Origin of the sequence: Nocardia sp. NPDC056100 (assembly GCF_042266325.1) — a bacterium.
In the GTDB taxonomy this organism is placed as follows: Bacteria; Actinomycetota; Actinomycetes; order Mycobacteriales; family Mycobacteriaceae; genus Nocardia.
Genome location: NZ_JBHJVY010000004.1, coordinates 1,025,718 through 1,041,242, shown reverse-complemented (window position 1 = coordinate 1,041,242; position 15,525 = coordinate 1,025,718). Strand labels below are relative to the sequence as shown.

Here is a 15,525-nt window from a genome sequence, read left to right as displayed (position 1 = left end):
GGCTGTCCCCTCGAGTAGTTTTGCGACAAAACGGACATGGGTTCGGGAAGGAACGGCACATTGTCTGCGGGTGGCGGTAAGAAGGCGATCCTGGCGGCGCTCAGCGCCAATGCCGGAATCGCGGTGGCGAAGTTCATCGGCGCGGCGATCACCGGATCGGCATCGATGCTGGCCGAGGCCGTGCACTCGGTGGCCGACACCTCGAACCAGGGGCTGCTGCTGCTCGGGCAGCGGCGCGCCGAACAGCAGGCCGATCAACTGCACCCGTTCGGCTACGGGCGCAACCGCTACTTCTACTCGTTCATCGTCGCGCTGGTGATCTTCGCGCTCGGCTCGGTGTACGCCATCTACGAGGGCATCCACAAGATCCAGCATCCCGAGGAACTGACCAGCCCGTTCGTGGCCATCGGCATCCTCGGCATCGCCATCGCGCTGGAGAGCTACAGCTTCATCACCGCCATGCGGGAATCCAAGCCGCTCAAGGGCGATGCCAGCTGGTGGCGGTTCATCCGCAACTCGCGCAATCCCGAACTGCCCGTGGTGCTGCTGGAGGATTCCGGCGCCCTCATCGGCCTGGTGCTGGCGTTCGTGGCCATCAGCCTGACCGTGATCACCGATGAACCGGTGTGGGACGGCATCGGCACGCTGTCCATCGGCATCCTGCTCGGCGTCATCGCGGTCATTCTCATCATCGAGATGCAGAGTCTGCTCATCGGCGAGGGCGCGACACCCGAGGAGGATCGCGCCATCCGGGCGAACCTGGTGGACGACAGCAGCATCAACAAGGTGATCCACCTGCGCACCCAGTACCTGGGGCCGGAGGAGATGCTGGTCGCGGCCAAGGTGTCCATTGTGCCGGGACTGGAGATCGCCGATATCGCCGCCGCCATCGACGCCGCCGAGGCCCGGGTGCGCGAGGCCGTTCCGGCCGCGCGGGTGATCTACCTGGAGCCGGATCTGTATCGGACACAACCGGTTCAGAGATGAACTCACCCCTGACGCCGGTAGCGTGGACCGTATGGCTTCCGGCAGCAGGCAAGCGGTTCTCGCGGCATTCGCGGCGGATGTCGGCATCACCATCGCGAAATTCATCGGCGCGGCCGTCACCGGATCCGGATCCATGCTGGCCGAGGCGGCGCACTCGCTGGCCGACAGCGCCAATCAGGGGCTGCTGCTGATCGGGCGCAAACGCGCCGAGCAGGAACCGGATCAATTGCACCCCTTCGGATATGGGCGCAATCGCTACTTCTACGCCTTCGTGGTGGCGCTGGTGATCTTCAGTGTCGGATCGCTGTACTCCATCGAGGAGGGCATCAACAAGATCCGGCATCAGGAAGAGTTGACCGATGTGGGCATCGCGCTCGCCATCCTGGTGGTGGCGATGGGGCTGGAGTCCTACAGTCTGCTCACCGCGACCCGCGCGTCCTCACCGCTGAAGGGGCGCAATAGCTGGTGGCGATTCATTCGCACCACGCGCAATCCCGAACTGCCGGTGGTGCTGCTGGAGGATTCGGGGGCGCTCATCGGGCTGGTGCTGGCATTCGCGGGCGTGGGGCTGACCGCGCTCACCGGAAACCCGCTGTGGGACGGTATCGGCACCGTCGCCATCGGCGTGCTGCTCGGCTGTATCGCGGTGGTGCTCATCATCGAGATGCAGAGCCTGCTCATCGGCGAGGGCGCGACACCCGATGAGGAGCGGCGCATCCGTACCGCGCTGGTGGACGGCGGCGGTGCGGTGACCCGCGTGCTCAATCTCAAGACGCAGTACCTCGCGCCCAATGATCTGCTGGTCGCGGCCAAGGTGTCGATGACCTCCGGACTGGACATCAATGCCGCCGCGCTCGCCCTCGACGATGCGGAAGCGCGTGTGCGCGAAGCGGTTCCGGCCGCCGGGAACGTCTATCTGGAACCGGATCTGTACCGCACCGAACAGCGCTGAACCTCAGCGATCGGCCAGCCGGACGACGAACCGCAGGCCCGACCAGACGGGGTCGATGGCGGCGACCTTGTTGTCGACCAGGCCCTGGGCGAGGCCGTATTCGCGGACCATGGTCTCGGTGAGATCGGTGGGCATACCGCCGGATTTCTTCGGCCACGCGATCCACAGGCCGCCATCGGTGACCAGCCGCGTTCGCCACGCACCGAAGTGCCGCAGCAGGGTGGCGTGATCCGGGCAGAAGCCGAGAATCACGTTGTAATCGCCGCTGCCCGCGCGCCGGTGCACCTCGACCGCCCCGGGCAATTCCTCGAGTTCGAATCCCGGGGGCGCACCGGCCAGCAGCACCCGGCTGCCCTCTTTGATCCCTAGTTTGCGAGGCAGCGGGGTGCCCGAGTAGCCGGCCATATCGCGAGCGTAAGCGCTGACGGGCCCGCACTCCGGCGGCGGCTGCCGCGTGTCACCGAGCCGGGTCAGGGGTGGGTGGTGCGCAGCAAATCCAAAGGATCTGTGCGGACGCCGAATTCGCGGCGCAGGGCGTGGCGGGCGGCATGCAGGCCGTTCATACCGTGCACGCCCGGACCGGGCGGAGTGGCCGAGGAGCAGAGGTAGACGCCGGGGAGCGGGGTGCGGTACGGGTTCCAGCGCGGGACGGGGCGAAAAACGGTCTGGCGGAATGTCATCGCGCCCGCGGAGATATCGCCGCCGATGTAGTTGGCATTGTGCGCGGGCATGGTGGCGGCGGTGCGGACGGTGCTGGCCAGGATGAGATCGCGGAAGCCGGGGGCGAAGCGTTCCACCTGGGCGGTGACGGCCTCGGTCATATCGCGGGTGGAACCGTTCGGGACGTGTGCGTAGGTGTAGAAGGTGTGCTGTCCGGCGGGGGCGCGGGTGTCGTCGACGACGCCGGGCTGGATGGACAGTACGTACGGGCTGTCGGCGTGATCGCCTGCGGCGACGGCTTTTTCGGCGGCGACGGCCTCGGCACGGCTGCCGATCAGGTGCAGGGTGCCCGCGCGTTCGCAGCCGCGCGCCTGCCATGGCACCGGGCCGGAGAGCGCGAAATCCACCTTGCAGGCCGCGCCGCCGTAGCGGAAGTTGTTCAGCGCCCGGTTGTATCGGCTCGGCAGGCGATTCGCGGCGATGCGCTGGAGTTCGGCGGGGGCCAGATCCAGCAATACCGCTCGCGCGGAATCGAATTCGTCGATGGAGTCGACCCGGTGCCCGGTGATGACGCGACCGCCGTTGCGGCGCAGATCGGCCGCGAGCGCATCGACGATGGCCTGGCTGCCGCCGCGCGGGACCGGCCAGCCGCGCGCGTGGGCGAGGGTGCCGAGCAGCAGGCTGACGCCCGCGCCGGGCAGGCTGCGCGGCGGCCGAATCGCGTGCGCGGCAACGCCGGTCAGCAGTGCGGGCGCGATGTCCTCGCGAAAACGCAAGTCCCACAGCGGTGTCGACTGCTCCAGCATGCGGCGCGCGATGCGCAGTTCGACGCCCGGGTCCACATGCAGCAGTCCGGTCGGATCGATGGGCGGATGGCGCAGATCCGACATGATCAGGCCGACGAGATCTTCCCATTTGCGCACCAGCGGGCCGAACAGCCGCCGCCAGGAGCCGCCGTCGCGGCCGAGTCCGTCCGCGGTCTGTTCCAGATCGCGCCAGGCCAGACCGGCGCGCCCGCCATCCAGCGGATGCGCGTACGAGACCTGCGGGGTAAGCAATTCCACGCCGTGCGCCTTCAGATCGAAGGCGCGGAAGAACGGGGACGCCACCGCCATGGGATGCGCCCCGGCGCACAGATCGTGCCGGAATCCGGGCAGCGTGATCTCCCCGGTGCGGCAGCCGCCGCCGATCGCGTCGGCGGCCTCGTAGACCTCGACCTCGAGCCCCGCCCGAGCCAGGATCACCGCCGCCGCAAGCCCATTGGGCCCCGATCCGACCACCACCGCGTCAGCCATGACCACAGCCTATGCGCGCCGCGCCCGGGTGTGCCGCGACCGTGACGAACCCCGCCCTCGGTTGCCCGGATCAGGCGGGCCGGACCCACTGGGCGATAAAGATTTCCATACGCTGATCGCGAAAGTCCGGCCGCAGTCGGCCACCTCGATCGAGGGTGGCGAGGCCGTGCAGCGCGGACCAGGCGACCTCGGTGAAGGTTTCCACATCGTGCGATCCGGCGAACGGGGCGAAGGTGTGCAGCAGTTCCAGGAACGCGTCCTTGAGCGCCTGCGGCGCCTCGGGACCGAATTTCAGATCGGTGCGCAGCAGGAAGATGGCGTCGTAGAGCGCGGCGCTGTCGCGGGCGAAGGTCAGGTAGTTCTCGGTGACGGCGATGAGTCCGGCCTCGGGGGTGGCGGCTCGTTCGCGGGCCTCGCGGGTGGCGACGGCGAGTTCGGCGCAGCCCTGTTCGGCGACCGCGGCGACGATGGCGTCCTTGCCCGCGAAATGGCTGTAGAGCACCGGCTGGCTGTATTCGATGGCGTCGGCGAGGCGGCGAATGGTGACCGCTTCCCAGCCCTTGGTCTCGGCGAGTTCGCGAGCGGTGTCGATGATGCGCTGATGTCGATCGGCGCGTTCGCGTTCCTTGCGGGTCTGTATGGCGCTCATACCAAGAACTCTAGCATCGCTAGACAAACTACCCGTGCATGATCTAGCGTTATCCACATCAGTTAGCAGCGCTAGATTTTGGAGCTACAGTGAACATCTCCCGCATCGCCACCACCCTGTCCGTCATCGGCGCGGCCTTCATCCTCTACATCGGCATCAGCTACCTGATCACCCCGCAGACCATCGCCACCGGTTTCGGCCTGCCCGAATGGCCGCACGGCGACGCCACCGCCTTCATGAATCTCAAGGGCGTCCGCGACACCGCCTCCGGCATCCTGATCCTGGCCCTGCTCGCCGCCGGCCAGCGCTACGCCCTCGGCATCACCCTGCTGGTGGTCTCCCTCATCCCCCTCGGCGATATGACCACCGTGCTGAGCTACCACGGCTCCAAGGCCGCCGCCTTCGGCATCCACGGCTTCACCGCCGCCCTGGTCATCCTCACCGGCGCCCTCCTGCTCCGCGAACCCCGCACCCCCGCCCTCACCTCCCCCGCTGTGACCTCCGCCACCGCCCGATGATTTCCACGGCCTCGAATCGTCTTCTCCTACAACCACGCACACGAAGGAGCGACCCATGGCAACCACCAAGCCGCACGGCCCGGCCTACTACTTCCCCTCCATCGAAGCCAAATACGGTCGCTCCGTAGACGATTGGTTCACCCTCCTCGCCGAAACCGGCATCACCACCCAAAAACCCCTGGTCGACCACCTCAAATCCGAATACGGAATGGGCCACGGCCACGCCACCGCCCTAGCCGGCTTCCACCTCAACCCCGGCAAGTGGGAACGCTGAACTCCCTCCCCCACAACGCAAATCGGCCGCCCCCAACTGGGAGCGGCCGATTGCTGCCGACAATCGCACTCGAGATCAATCGAGCAGGTCGTACGCGTATTCATCCGCGGCGATCGAGGCCCAGGACGGCTTCCACTGCTCAGAACGAGCCGCTACCTCGGCAGCGATATCGGCGCGGCGGACCACGTAGTCGTATGGGGAGCGGTCGACCCAGGTCGGCCAGTGGTCGTAGGCACGCTGGATGGTGAGGCCGTGCTCGTCCTTCTCGAATCTAATGAACAGCCAGCGGCCGTGTTCGGAAGACTCGGCCAGCCACAGTTCTTCCAGACCCGGCAAGGTAATTCGCGAATTCGGGCCCAGTGCCATGTGCCCGAAGGTACCCACCCGGAAGGCGCAATCGACTCGGCCTTGGAACGAATTCATCCGGGCCACTATGGCATTCAGCTCAGGGGTCGGATCAGGTTCGGGGCGTGCGCGTTCCGCTGCGGCGGCCATGGCGTCGACCAGCACGCGCAGATGTTCCTCCGCATTGATGCGCCGGTGCGACGCGGGACCGGTCCACAGCTCCGGCAATGGCTCGACGGGTTTCGCGGCGCCGGCCGCCACTCCCGCCGCCCTGAGATATTCCATTGCGACGTCGGCTATTTCGGGTTCCAGGTAGCCGAGCATCTCCGCTGTCACCGCACCTCGATCGGCGGCTCGCAGCAGCCGTTCGATCACCTCGGGTCCGTCGTCATCCGGGAGGACGCCGTCCTCGTCCGTCACCCATTCGATGAAATCGGCCCGGCCCATGAACAGGCCGAGCAGCCCCTCACCATCCTGGATATCGGTCGGGGAACGCCGCCAGCGCGCACCGTCCCACCAATGCACGAAGCTCACCTCGTCCACGCCGATGCGCGGGCGGAGTTCAGCTACGGGCACCCACGGGGGCGCGGCCGCGAGCGGGTCGTATACCGCGCGGTCCGTCTCGCTGTCACCGTCCCAGCCGAAGAGCAGCCAGTGGTCGTCGGCGTAGCGGACCAGTGTGGCCCATTCACCGCTCCCGCTGTCGTAGGAGATCCGGGCGTCTGAGATCAGCATGAACTCGTCGTCGTTGACCGCTGCGACGACCACCGCCCAGACGGCGATGGTCGACCACAGTTCGGCCGGCGGAACTATTCGCGAGCGCCAGTCATTCAATTGGGTTCCCGGGCAGCGTTATACGTCGGTGCTGAAGCGGATGCCGCCGTCGGGGATGTCTACGCCGGGCCAGATGCGGGCGCCGCGGAGGAGTTCGCAGCGGGCGCCGATTACCGCGCCGTCGCCGATTACGCCGTCGCGGACGAGGGCTCGGGGGCCGATGCGGGCGCCGAAGCCGACGATGGAGCGTTCGACGGTGGCGCCGGCTTCGACGCAGGCGCCGTCGAAGAGGATCGCGCCGTCGAGGCGGGCGCCGGCGCCTACCTCGGCGCCGCGGCCTACGACCGTGCCGCCGATGAGGAGCGCGCCGGGGGCTACGCCCGCGCTGGGGTGGACGAGGGATTCGCCGCGCTGGCCGGGCAGGGCCGGGGAGGGGGCGATGCCGCGGACGAGATCGGCGGAGCCGCGGACGAAGTCCTCGGGGGTGCCCATGTCTCGCCAGTAGGAGGTGTCGACGTGGCCCTGGATGTGCGCGCCCTCGGCGAGCAGAGAGGGGAAGGTTTCGCGTTCCACCGAGACCGGGCGGCCCGCCGGGATCTTCTCGATGTATTCGCGGCGGAAGACATAGCAGCCGGCGTTGATCTGGTCGGTCGGCGGATCCTGGGTCTTCTCCAGGAAGGCTGTGACGCGGCCGGTTTCGTCGGTGGGGACGCAGCCGAAGGCGCGCGGATCACCGACGCGGACCAGGTGCAGGGTGACATCGGCGTTGGAGGCGTGATGGGTTTCCAGCACACCGTTGAGGTCGGTGCCGCCGAGCACATCGCCGTTGAACACCATGACGGTGTCGGCGCGCAGTTTGGGCAGCACATTGCGGATGCCGCCGCCGGTGCCCAGGGCCTCGGTCTCGGTGACGTATTCGAGTTCGAGGCCGAGTTCGGAGCCGTCACCGAAGTGTTCCTCGAACACCTCCGCCTTGTAGGAGGTGCCGAGTACGACGTGGGTGATGCCCGCATCGGCGATGCGGGCCAGCAGATGCTGCAGGAACGGCAGTCCGGCCGTGGGCAGCATCGGTTTCGGGGCGGACAGGGTCAGTGGACGCAATCTGGTGCCCTGGCCCCCGACCAGGATCACCGCGTCCGTGGACCCGGCAGCATTGCCGCTGTTCGCCATCATCTCCCCTGTGGTGTGGGTTGTCAGTTGAGCGCGTCCGCCTTGTCGCGTTCGCGCAGTGCGGATCGAACCGCAAGCCTGCAGCGGATCGCAAGTCCAGCCTTGAGCGCGACCCGGAGCGGAGCCTGCCACCAGTGCGGATGCCGGTCGGCCTGGAAACGGTAGGCGCTGGCGTGATGCGCCGGGAGCATCGTTTCCGGATGGCGACCCGCGGCGTGCCCCTTGGCATGGGTGACCTCGGCGGACGGCACGAACACATTGTGCCAGCCCGCCCGGCCCATCCGATCACCGAAGTCGACATCCTCCATGTACATGAAGTACCGGGAGTCGAATCCCTCGATGGCATCGAAGGCGGCGCGGCGCACCAGCAGGCAGGAACCGGACAGCCAGCCCACGGTCCGCTCGGAGATCTGCTCGTTCTCCTGGCGGTAGCGGCGGGTCCAGGGGTTTCCGGGCCAGATGGTGCCGAGGATGGCGTGTCCGGCGCCGTCGGCCAGGCCGGGCACCGAACGCGCGGACGGGTACAGCGAGCCGTCCGGTTCGAGGACCTTGGGTCCGAGGGCTCCGGCGCGCGGCCAGCGGCGGGCGGCGGTCAGCAGTTCGTCGATGGAATCGGTATGCCAGCGAATATCCGGGTTGACGATGACGATGAACTCGATGTCCGGATCGATCTCCGCGACCGCGCGATTGATCGCGCCGCCGTATCCGATATTGCCGCCGGTGCGTAGCAGGCGCACATGCGCGTTGGCGTCGGCGATCAATTCCGGCACGCCGTCCGTTGAACCGTTGTCGGCCAGGATGACCTGAGGCTTCTCGCTGGTGGCGGTGGCTAGCGTGCTGATGAAGTGCTGCAGGTGCTCACCGGGCGAGTAGGTCACCGTGACGACGGCCAGCGTCGGCTTTTCAGCAGAATCCGAGGGGCTCACGGACGCCCAGCCTAGTCGGAGATGGCGGACAGCGCGTCGTTCAGTGCCGCTCGCCAATCCCGGAGCGGGGTGAGCCCGGCGGCGGCCCAGGATTTGCCCGAAAGGACCGAATATGCCGGGCGCGGAGCCGGTCTCGGGAAATCGGCGGTGCCGCACGGGAGTACACGCCCCGGATCAGCGCCGATACCCGCGAACACGGCCTGCGCGAGCTCGAACCAGGTGGCCTGTCCGGCATTGGTGGCGTGCAGGACGCGCGGGATCGCGGGATCGTCCGAGCGAGCCGCCAGTTCCAGCAGTCCGGCTGCCAAATCCGGTGCGTACGTGGGTGATCCGAGCTGATCCGCGACCACGTTCACGCTCTCGCGCTCACCTTCGAGCCGCCGCATGGTGGCGACGAAGTCGGTGCCCCGCCCGGTGTAGACCCAGGCGGTCCGGACAATGCGCGCATTCGGGTCGAGGTCCAGCACCGCTTGTTCCCCGGCCAATTTCGATCGGCCGTACACCGTCGACGGTCCGGTCGGATCGCCCGGCTCATACGGTTTTTCGGCATCGCCCGGAAAGACGTAATCGGTGGAGACCGTCACCAGCCGCGCCCCGGCTTCGGCACAGGCCGCCGCCAGCACCGCCGGTCCGGTGGCATTGACGGCGAAGGCCGCGTCCACATCGGATTCGGCCCTGTCGACGGCGGTGTAGGCCGCACAGTTCAGCACCACATCACCCGGATTCAGCACCGCGCGTACGGCATCCGGATCGGTGATATCGAGTTCGGCACGGCCGTAACCGCGGGCATCGGGTGCGAGTTCCAGCAGCGCGCGGCCGAGCTGTCCGTGCGCACCGGTCACCACGAGCCGCGCGGTGATTGGCGTCACGGCGGGAGAAGTCACGGCGGTCAGTCTGGCATGTCCGAGGTGGCCCGGTCGCGCCCGAGTCTGCCTGCGGCGATGCCCGGCTTCGAGTGCGCAACCCGCTCGCGCGGACGCACGACTCACGGAGCGCGGGCTACACGAACATGTCCGGCCACGCGTCTAGCCTCAGCAATTGGGGGAAGTCCATCGATGTCACCCGGAAGCTCGGGTGTGGTCGGCCGAGCACTGAGAGGAAGTCGAGGGTGTCGCAATCCACCAGGGCATCCGCGCCGCTACCGTCGCGCCGCCCCGCAGGGAACAGGTCGTGGGGCGGCGGACAGCGCGCGAATCCGATGCGTGCGCTCGCGGCGGCGGCCGCGGTGCTGGTGCTGGTGGTCACCGGTTTGGGCTGGCACAGCGTGGACGAGCTGGTGTCCAGCATCGAGCGGATCGGCAATCTCGGGCTGGGTGGGGAGAAGGACGGCGCGGTCGACATTCTCATGGTGGGCATCGATTCCCGCACCGACGCGCACGGCAATCCGCTGTCGGAGGATGAGCGGGCCATGTTGCACGCGGGCGATGAGGTGGGCCTCAATACCGACACCATCGTGCTGATCCGGGTGCCGAACAACGGTGAATCCGCGACGGCCATCTCGATTCCGCGCGACTCGTACGTCGATATTCCGGGCATCGGTATGGGCAAGATCAATTCGGCGTACGGCGCGACCAAGCTGACCGAACAGCAGAAGCTGTTGGACAAGGGCGTTTCCGCGACCGACGCGGATAAGCGGTCCACCCAGTCCGGACGGCAGGCGCTGATCAAATCGGTCGCGAACCTGACCGGTATCACCGTCGACCATTACGCCGAGGTCGGCCTGCTCGGCTTCGTACTGCTCACCGACGCGGTCGGCGGTGTGGACGTCTGCCTGAACAATCCGGTGTACGAACCGATGTCGGGCGCGGACTTCCCCGCCGGACCCCAAAAACTCAATGGCCCCGAGGCTTTGAGCTTCGTACGGCAACGCCATGAGCTGCCCCGCGGCGATCTGGATCGAATCGTGCGCCAGCAGGTGTACATGGCGCAGCTGGTGCATCAGGTGCTGAGCGCCAAGACGCTGACCAGCCCGGGTCGCCTGAAGGATCTCAGTGATGCGGTGGGCCGCACGGTCGTACTCGACGACGGCTGGGATGTGTTGTCGTTCATGAACCAATTGCAGGATCTGTCCGGCGGTCAGGTGAAGTTCGAGACCATCCCGGTGAAGGATCTCAACGGCTGGACCGATGAGGGCGAATCGGTGGTCCGGGTCGATCCGGTCGCGGTGCAGAAGTACGTCGCCAAAACCATCGGCGAGGACAATGACCCGCACGAGGAGACCGGCGGTGTGGACCCCTCCACCATTACGGTGGACATCTACAACGCCAGCGGCACCGGCGGTTTGGCGGGCCAGGCCGCACAGGCGCTGACCGGCAAGGGTTTCCGCACCGGCACGGTGGACAATTGGATCGGCGGCCCGATTCAGAGCAGTCGGGTGCTGGCGGCGAGCAGCGGTGATACCAAAGCGCGCGCGGTGGGCAAGGCGCTGGGCGGGCTGCCGGTGTTCTCGCAGAGCGGTATGCCGGAGGGCTCGATCCGGGTGGTGCTGGCGAGTGACTACTCTGGTCCCGGTTCGGCGACGAGCAGCACCGCCTTCGACCCCACCACCAGCAGCTCCACCACGATGACCCCGGTGCCGCCCGCCCCACCCATCGATGCCGGTAAGAACGGACCGAAATGCGTGAACTGAACGAGACCCTCACCGAAGCGGTGCTCGACCCCATCCTCGCCCGCGATCCCGCGGGCCCGCGCATCACCTATTACGACGACGCCACCGGAGCGCGCATCGAGCTATCCGCGCTCACGCTGGCCAACTGGGCGGCCAAGACCGCCAATATGATTCGCGACGAATTCGGGCTCTCGGCCGGTTCCCGGGTGGCGGTGCTGCTGCCCGCGCACTGGCAGACCGCGGCGGTCCTGCTGGGCTGCTGGTGGGCCGGGGTGGAAGTGGTGTTGCACGCCGACCCGGACGCCGAACTCGCCCTCGTGACCGCCGACCGGATCGCCGAGGCGGGTGATATTCCGGAGGTGGCGGCGCTGTCGCTGGATCCGATGGGTATGCCGGTGCGGGATCTGCCGATCGGCGTCACCGATTACGCGACAGCGGTGCGCGTGCACGGGGACCAGTTCCGGCCCAGCGGTATCGGCTGTGCGCTGGACGGCACCTCGGTATCGGAGGTCTTCGAGGAGGCCCGCAAATCGGCTGCGCGCCAGGGCTTCACCGCCGAGGATCGGGTGCTGTCCTCGACCCCGTGGGAAACCCCGGCCGAATTGATCGATGGGCTGGTCGCCGTGCTGGCGTCCGGAGCGTCATTGGTGCAGGTCGCGAACCCGGACCCGGCCGCGCGCGAGCGCCGCGTCACCAGTGAGCGGGTTACCGCGCAGCGTTCCTGACTCCTGCCACGGGAGGATTTCCGATTCCCTCTTCGGGATGTTTTTCGTCACACCGGTTTTCCGTACGGTGGAGGCATCCGAGGATGGGAGTTCAGCGATGATGAGCCCGCGATACTGGTTACGGTGGCTGCTGGAGCAGGGCACACCCAGGTACGCGCTGCGTTTTCAGGCCAGGCGGGGTGACCCGTTCGCGCAATTGGTCGGCAGCACCTCCGGTCTGTACGACCCGTACCCGCATATCGAGGAGTTGCGCGGGCGCGGGCGGCTGTACAAGGGTCCGGTCGGCTGGGCGACGGCCGATTACGAGTTGACCCGGGCCGCGTTGCGGGACAGTCGCTTCGGAATTTTCGGTGCGCACAATGTGCAGCTGCCCGGGCCGCTGACCAAGCTGATCCGGGCCGCGGAACTGCCGCCGAATCCGGTGGAGCCGCCGTCCATGCTGGTGATCGATCCGCCCGAGCACACCCGGTTGCGCAAATCGGTGTCGGCCGCGTTCACCCCGCGCGCCATCGGACGACTGCGCGAGCGGATCGAATCGGTGACCGCGGAACTGCTGCACGCGCTGCCCGAGGACGGGTCCGCGGATCTCATCGAGGATTACGCGGCGCAGGTGCCGATCGCCATCATCGCCGAAATGCTGGGCTTCCCACAGGAATCCCGTAGGCAATTCCTGGCCTGGGGTGATGCCGCCAGCCCGCTGCTGGACTTCGGCATCGCCTGGCGCACCTGGCGCGAGGCAGCCACCGCCATGATCAATATGGACGGTTATCTGGACGAGCACATCGCGCGACTGCGCCGCGAACCCGGTGACGACATCCTCAGCAGCCTGGTGATCGCGGGCGATCTGGACGATCGCGAACTCAAGGCCACCGCCAGCCTGCTCATGGGCGCGGGTTTCGAGACCACCGTCAACCTCATCGGCAATGGCGTGGTGCAGTTGCTGGCGCATCCGGAGCAGTTGGCGCGGCTGCGCACCGAGCCCGAACTGTGGCCGCAGACGGTCGAGGAGGTGCTGCGTTTCGACGCACCGGTGCAGAGCACCGCGCGAACGGCGCTGTGCGATACCGAACTCGGCGGGGTGACGCTGCACAAGGGCAGCGTGGTGGTGCTGTCGCTGGCCGGGGCCAATCGGGATCCGAAGATGTTCGAGAATCCGGATCGATTCGACATCACGCGCTCGAATGCCAAGGACCACTTGACGTTCTCCAGCGGTATCCACACCTGCCTGGGCGCGAGCCTGGCGCGCATGGAGGCCGGATACGCGCTGCGCTCACTGTTCGACCGCTTCCCGGAACTGGCGCTGTCGGGCACGCCGGAGCGGCGGCCGCTGTACACGCTGCACGGGTACGCGCGGCTGCCGGTCAATTTGGGCCGTCGGGCCACCGCGACGGTGTAACCCGGGCGGGTCGACCCGGGATCCATTGTGGCGGTGGGGATCCCGGATCGAGCTCAGTAGAAGCCGACGACCTCATCGCCCCAGATGGAATTGCGTTCGCCGTCCGGGTCCTCGACGATGCGGTCGGCGGCGTCGATGACCAGGGTCTTGCGCTCGGCGACGGTGTACGGCGGCCAGTGTTTGGAGCCGTCGATGGCCGCGGGCACGCCGTGCGTGGCGAAGGCGGTCCAGCGGCGCATGATCCGGCCCGAAACCTCCTGTGCCGCTTTGCGTCCGCCGAGCCAGAAGGTGGGGTCGCGGTCGAAGGATCCGAAATTGCCGAAGACGTAGGGCAATTCGCAGGCGTGCCCCGCACCGACCCGGGCCGCCTTGAGCATCGGCGTGGCATGGTCGAAGCGGTACATCCAGGTCGGTGAATGCGCCGAATGCGCTTCCGCCACCCAGTGCGCGGGCATGCGGAACGCGGCATCGGTGGACATGCTCAGCGCGCCGCGCGCGGAGGTGACCGCGTACGCGGAGGCGATCTCGGCGATGCGCTCCGGTGACAGGCCCGGATGTTCGGCGGCCACGCCGAGCAGCATGGAGTTCACCGCTTCCGGGGTGACCGGCATGATCGGCGAGCGGAACAGCCGGAACATGGACGCCTCGTCCCTATTGGTGCCGATGATCAGCGGCACCCGGTGCGAGCGGCCCTCGCGGAAGCGTTCGGTGGGATAGGCGGGCAGCAGATCGCCGTCCACCACGGGGACCGCGGCCAGGCGGCCGGGTTCCTTGGTCGGGACCTCGTCGAACAGCGTCCCGGCGGCCGTGGCGATGCGTTCGATCGGCAATTCCAGCAGTTCACCCGCGCGGGATTCGGGCAGTTCCAGAATCTCCAGATAGCGCCGGGCCACGCCCGCGGTGCGCTCCGGCCCGAAAACCGTGGTGGCGGGCGGGGATTCGGCGATGGCGCGATGGAACAGCCCGGCCGAGCGCGGTGAGGTGAGCAGGGCGGTGACACAGCCCGCGCCGGAGGATTCACCGAAGATGGTGACATTGCTCGGATCGCCGCCGAAGGCCGCGATATTGTCGCGCACCCATTCCAGGGCGAAGATCTGATCGTGCAGGCCCAGATTCGGCACGAAATCCGCGCCGAGCGAGGACAGGTCCAGGAAGCCGAGCGCGCCGAGCCGGTAGTTCACCGTGACCACGAGGAGATCGCCGATTTCGGACAGTTTGCGGCCGTCGTAGATGGCCTGCGCGGCCGTGCCCAGGCAGTACGCGCCGCCGTGGAACCACACCATCACCGGGCGGGGTTCCTCGGTGGCGGCGGCCGGGGCCCACACATTGAGCCAGAGGCAGTTCTCGCCCATCCGCAAACCGGAGTCCACCGGGACGAAGCCCGCGCTCTGCGGCGCTATCTCGCCGAAACTCACGCAATCGCGCACGCCATCCCAGCGGTGCGGGGGTTGCGGGGGCCGGAATCGGTTCGGCCCACCCGCGCTCGCGGCGTACGGAATGCCGCGCCAGACCGCGGTCTTACCCTCGCGTCGGCCCCTGACCTCGCCGAATTCGGTCCGTGCGACCGGATCGATGCCCTCGTCCTGCAGTGTCTCGAAGACTCGAGTGCTCACAGCCACCTCCTCGTACTCCGTAAATCGAGAGTACCGAGTGCATCGGTTGAGGTTGCCGGATCGTCACCCGCGATTCGCTACGCTGGGCGGGTGCCGAGTTATGCGTACCGATGCCGCAGCTGCGGCGACACGTTCGAGAAGTCCCGTCCGATGGCGGAGTCCTCGGATCCGGCCGACTGCCCGCAGGGGCATTCGGACACCGTAAAACTGCTGACCACGTTCGGAACGGTGAATCGCGGGGGCAGCGTGCCCGCCGCCGCACCGCAGGTGCCGATGGCCGGCGGCGGGGGTTGCTGTGGTGGCGGTGGCTGCTGCTGAACGTCAGGACTGGTCGATGACCGGTTCGGCGTCCTTCCTATCGGTGTGACCGAGCGAGCGGCCGGGGGCGACCCGGTCGCGAACGCGCTGTTTGAGGACGGCGATATCGGGAAAACCGCCGTCCGCCTTGCGATCCCAGAGCTGTTCGCCGTCCACGGTGATGCGGAACACCCCGCCCTCGCCGGGTACCAGCGCGACCTCGGACAGATCGGTGGTGAAGGTGGTCAGCAATTCCTGGGCCATCCAGCTCGCACGCAGAAGCCAGCGGCACTGGGTGCAGTATTCGATCGCTACGCGGGACATATCGGGCACTTT

Annotated in this window: 17 protein-coding genes; 8 read left to right on the top strand and 9 right to left on the bottom strand. The window is 67.6% G+C overall.

The window, feature by feature from the left end; translation table 11 throughout:
* Nucleotides 1-60: 60 nt before the first annotated feature.
* Together ACFC0O_RS35210 and ACFC0O_RS35205 are read left to right on the top strand one after the other, a co-directional pair.
* A complete protein-coding gene (locus ACFC0O_RS35210) occupies nt 61-987 on the top strand; it encodes a cation diffusion facilitator family transporter (protein WP_375965783.1) in 927 nt (308 codons plus the stop codon).
* Nucleotides 988-1,018: 31 nt separating this feature from the next.
* On the top strand, nt 1,019-1,939 hold the full coding sequence (locus tag ACFC0O_RS35205) for a cation diffusion facilitator family transporter (RefSeq protein ID WP_375965780.1): 921 nt from the start codon (nt 1,019-1,021) through the stop codon (nt 1,937-1,939).
* A 3-nt stretch (nt 1,940-1,942) separates the two neighbouring features.
* Here ACFC0O_RS35205 and ACFC0O_RS35200 read toward each other — a convergent pair whose 3' ends face one another.
* The 3 genes from ACFC0O_RS35200 to ACFC0O_RS35190 all read right to left on the bottom strand — a co-directional run bounded on the left by ACFC0O_RS35200 (nt 1,943) and on the right by ACFC0O_RS35190 (nt 4,543).
* Complete coding sequence (locus ACFC0O_RS35200; protein WP_375965778.1) at nt 1,943-2,344, bottom strand: hypothetical protein; 402 nt, start codon at nt 2,342-2,344, stop codon at nt 1,943-1,945.
* Nucleotides 2,345-2,409: 65 nt separating this feature from the next.
* Nucleotides 2,410-3,894: a phytoene desaturase family protein gene (locus ACFC0O_RS35195; RefSeq protein ID WP_375965776.1), complete on the bottom strand. Its 1,485-nt coding sequence runs from the start codon at nt 3,892-3,894 to the stop codon at nt 2,410-2,412.
* 70 nt (nt 3,895-3,964) lie between these two features.
* Nucleotides 3,965-4,543 carry a TetR/AcrR family transcriptional regulator gene (locus tag ACFC0O_RS35190; protein WP_375965774.1) on the bottom strand — a complete coding sequence of 193 codons (579 nt, stop codon included), beginning with the start codon at nt 4,541-4,543 and terminating at the stop codon, nt 3,965-3,967.
* 89 nt (nt 4,544-4,632) lie between these two features.
* Here ACFC0O_RS35190 and ACFC0O_RS35185 point away from each other — a divergent pair, with 89 nt between their 5' ends.
* A complete protein-coding gene (locus ACFC0O_RS35185; RefSeq protein ID WP_375965771.1) occupies nt 4,633-5,061 on the top strand; it encodes a DUF4267 domain-containing protein in 429 nt (142 codons plus the stop codon).
* Nucleotides 5,062-5,116: 55 nt separating this feature from the next.
* Nucleotides 5,117-5,335 (top strand): DUF4287 domain-containing protein, encoded by a 219-nt coding sequence (locus ACFC0O_RS35180; protein ID WP_375965768.1) that lies wholly within the window; start codon nt 5,117-5,119, stop codon nt 5,333-5,335.
* A gap of 75 nt (nt 5,336-5,410) precedes the next feature.
* Here the strand turns inward: ACFC0O_RS35180 and ACFC0O_RS35175 are convergent, their stop codons facing one another.
* The 4 genes from ACFC0O_RS35175 to rfbD are packed head-to-tail and all read right to left on the bottom strand — an operon-like array spanning nt 5,411 to nt 9,443.
* Nucleotides 5,411-6,514 (bottom strand): hypothetical protein, encoded by a 1,104-nt coding sequence (locus ACFC0O_RS35175; RefSeq protein WP_375965765.1) that lies wholly within the window; start codon nt 6,512-6,514, stop codon nt 5,411-5,413.
* An 18-nt stretch (nt 6,515-6,532) separates the two neighbouring features.
* On the bottom strand, nt 6,533-7,624 hold the full coding sequence (locus tag ACFC0O_RS35170; protein ID WP_375966448.1) for a sugar phosphate nucleotidyltransferase: 1,092 nt from the start codon (nt 7,622-7,624) through the stop codon (nt 6,533-6,535).
* Between the two features lie 23 nt (nt 7,625-7,647).
* Nucleotides 7,648-8,550: a glycosyltransferase family 2 protein gene (locus ACFC0O_RS35165; protein ID WP_375965763.1), complete on the bottom strand. Its 903-nt coding sequence runs from the start codon at nt 8,548-8,550 to the stop codon at nt 7,648-7,650.
* Nucleotides 8,551-8,561: 11 nt separating this feature from the next.
* Nucleotides 8,562-9,443 carry a dTDP-4-dehydrorhamnose reductase gene (gene rfbD / locus ACFC0O_RS35160; protein ID WP_375966445.1) on the bottom strand — a complete coding sequence of 294 codons (882 nt, stop codon included), beginning with the start codon at nt 9,441-9,443 and terminating at the stop codon, nt 8,562-8,564.
* A 305-nt stretch (nt 9,444-9,748) separates the two neighbouring features.
* On the opposite strand from rfbD, the gene ACFC0O_RS35155 reads away from it, so the two are divergent.
* The 3 genes from ACFC0O_RS35155 (at nt 9,749) to ACFC0O_RS35145 (ending at nt 13,279) form a co-directional block, all read left to right on the top strand.
* Nucleotides 9,749-11,179 (top strand): LCP family protein, encoded by a 1,431-nt coding sequence (locus ACFC0O_RS35155; protein ID WP_375966442.1) that lies wholly within the window; start codon nt 9,749-9,751, stop codon nt 11,177-11,179.
* On the top strand, nt 11,167-11,883 hold the full coding sequence (locus ACFC0O_RS35150) for a TIGR03089 family protein (protein ID WP_364639750.1): 717 nt from the start codon (nt 11,167-11,169) through the stop codon (nt 11,881-11,883). The genes ACFC0O_RS35155 and ACFC0O_RS35150 overlap by 13 nt, the downstream gene beginning before the upstream one ends.
* 100 nt (nt 11,884-11,983) lie before the next feature.
* Entirely contained in the window at nt 11,984-13,279 is a 1,296-nt protein-coding gene (locus tag ACFC0O_RS35145) for a cytochrome P450 (protein WP_375966439.1), read from the top strand.
* Nucleotides 13,280-13,332: 53 nt separating this feature from the next.
* Here the strand turns inward: ACFC0O_RS35145 and ACFC0O_RS35140 are convergent, their stop codons facing one another.
* A complete protein-coding gene (locus ACFC0O_RS35140; protein WP_375965760.1) occupies nt 13,333-14,892 on the bottom strand; it encodes a carboxylesterase/lipase family protein in 1,560 nt (519 codons plus the stop codon).
* A 90-nt stretch (nt 14,893-14,982) separates the two neighbouring features.
* Between ACFC0O_RS35140 and ACFC0O_RS35135 the strand changes: the two genes are divergently transcribed.
* Nucleotides 14,983-15,210: a zinc ribbon domain-containing protein gene (locus ACFC0O_RS35135; RefSeq protein ID WP_364639753.1), complete on the top strand. Its 228-nt coding sequence runs from the start codon at nt 14,983-14,985 to the stop codon at nt 15,208-15,210.
* A 3-nt stretch (nt 15,211-15,213) separates the two neighbouring features.
* Here the strand turns inward: ACFC0O_RS35135 and ACFC0O_RS35130 are convergent, their stop codons facing one another.
* Nucleotides 15,214-15,513: a SelT/SelW/SelH family protein gene (locus ACFC0O_RS35130; protein WP_364639756.1), complete on the bottom strand. Its 300-nt coding sequence runs from the start codon at nt 15,511-15,513 to the stop codon at nt 15,214-15,216.
* Between the last annotated feature and the right edge of the window lie 12 nt (nt 15,514-15,525).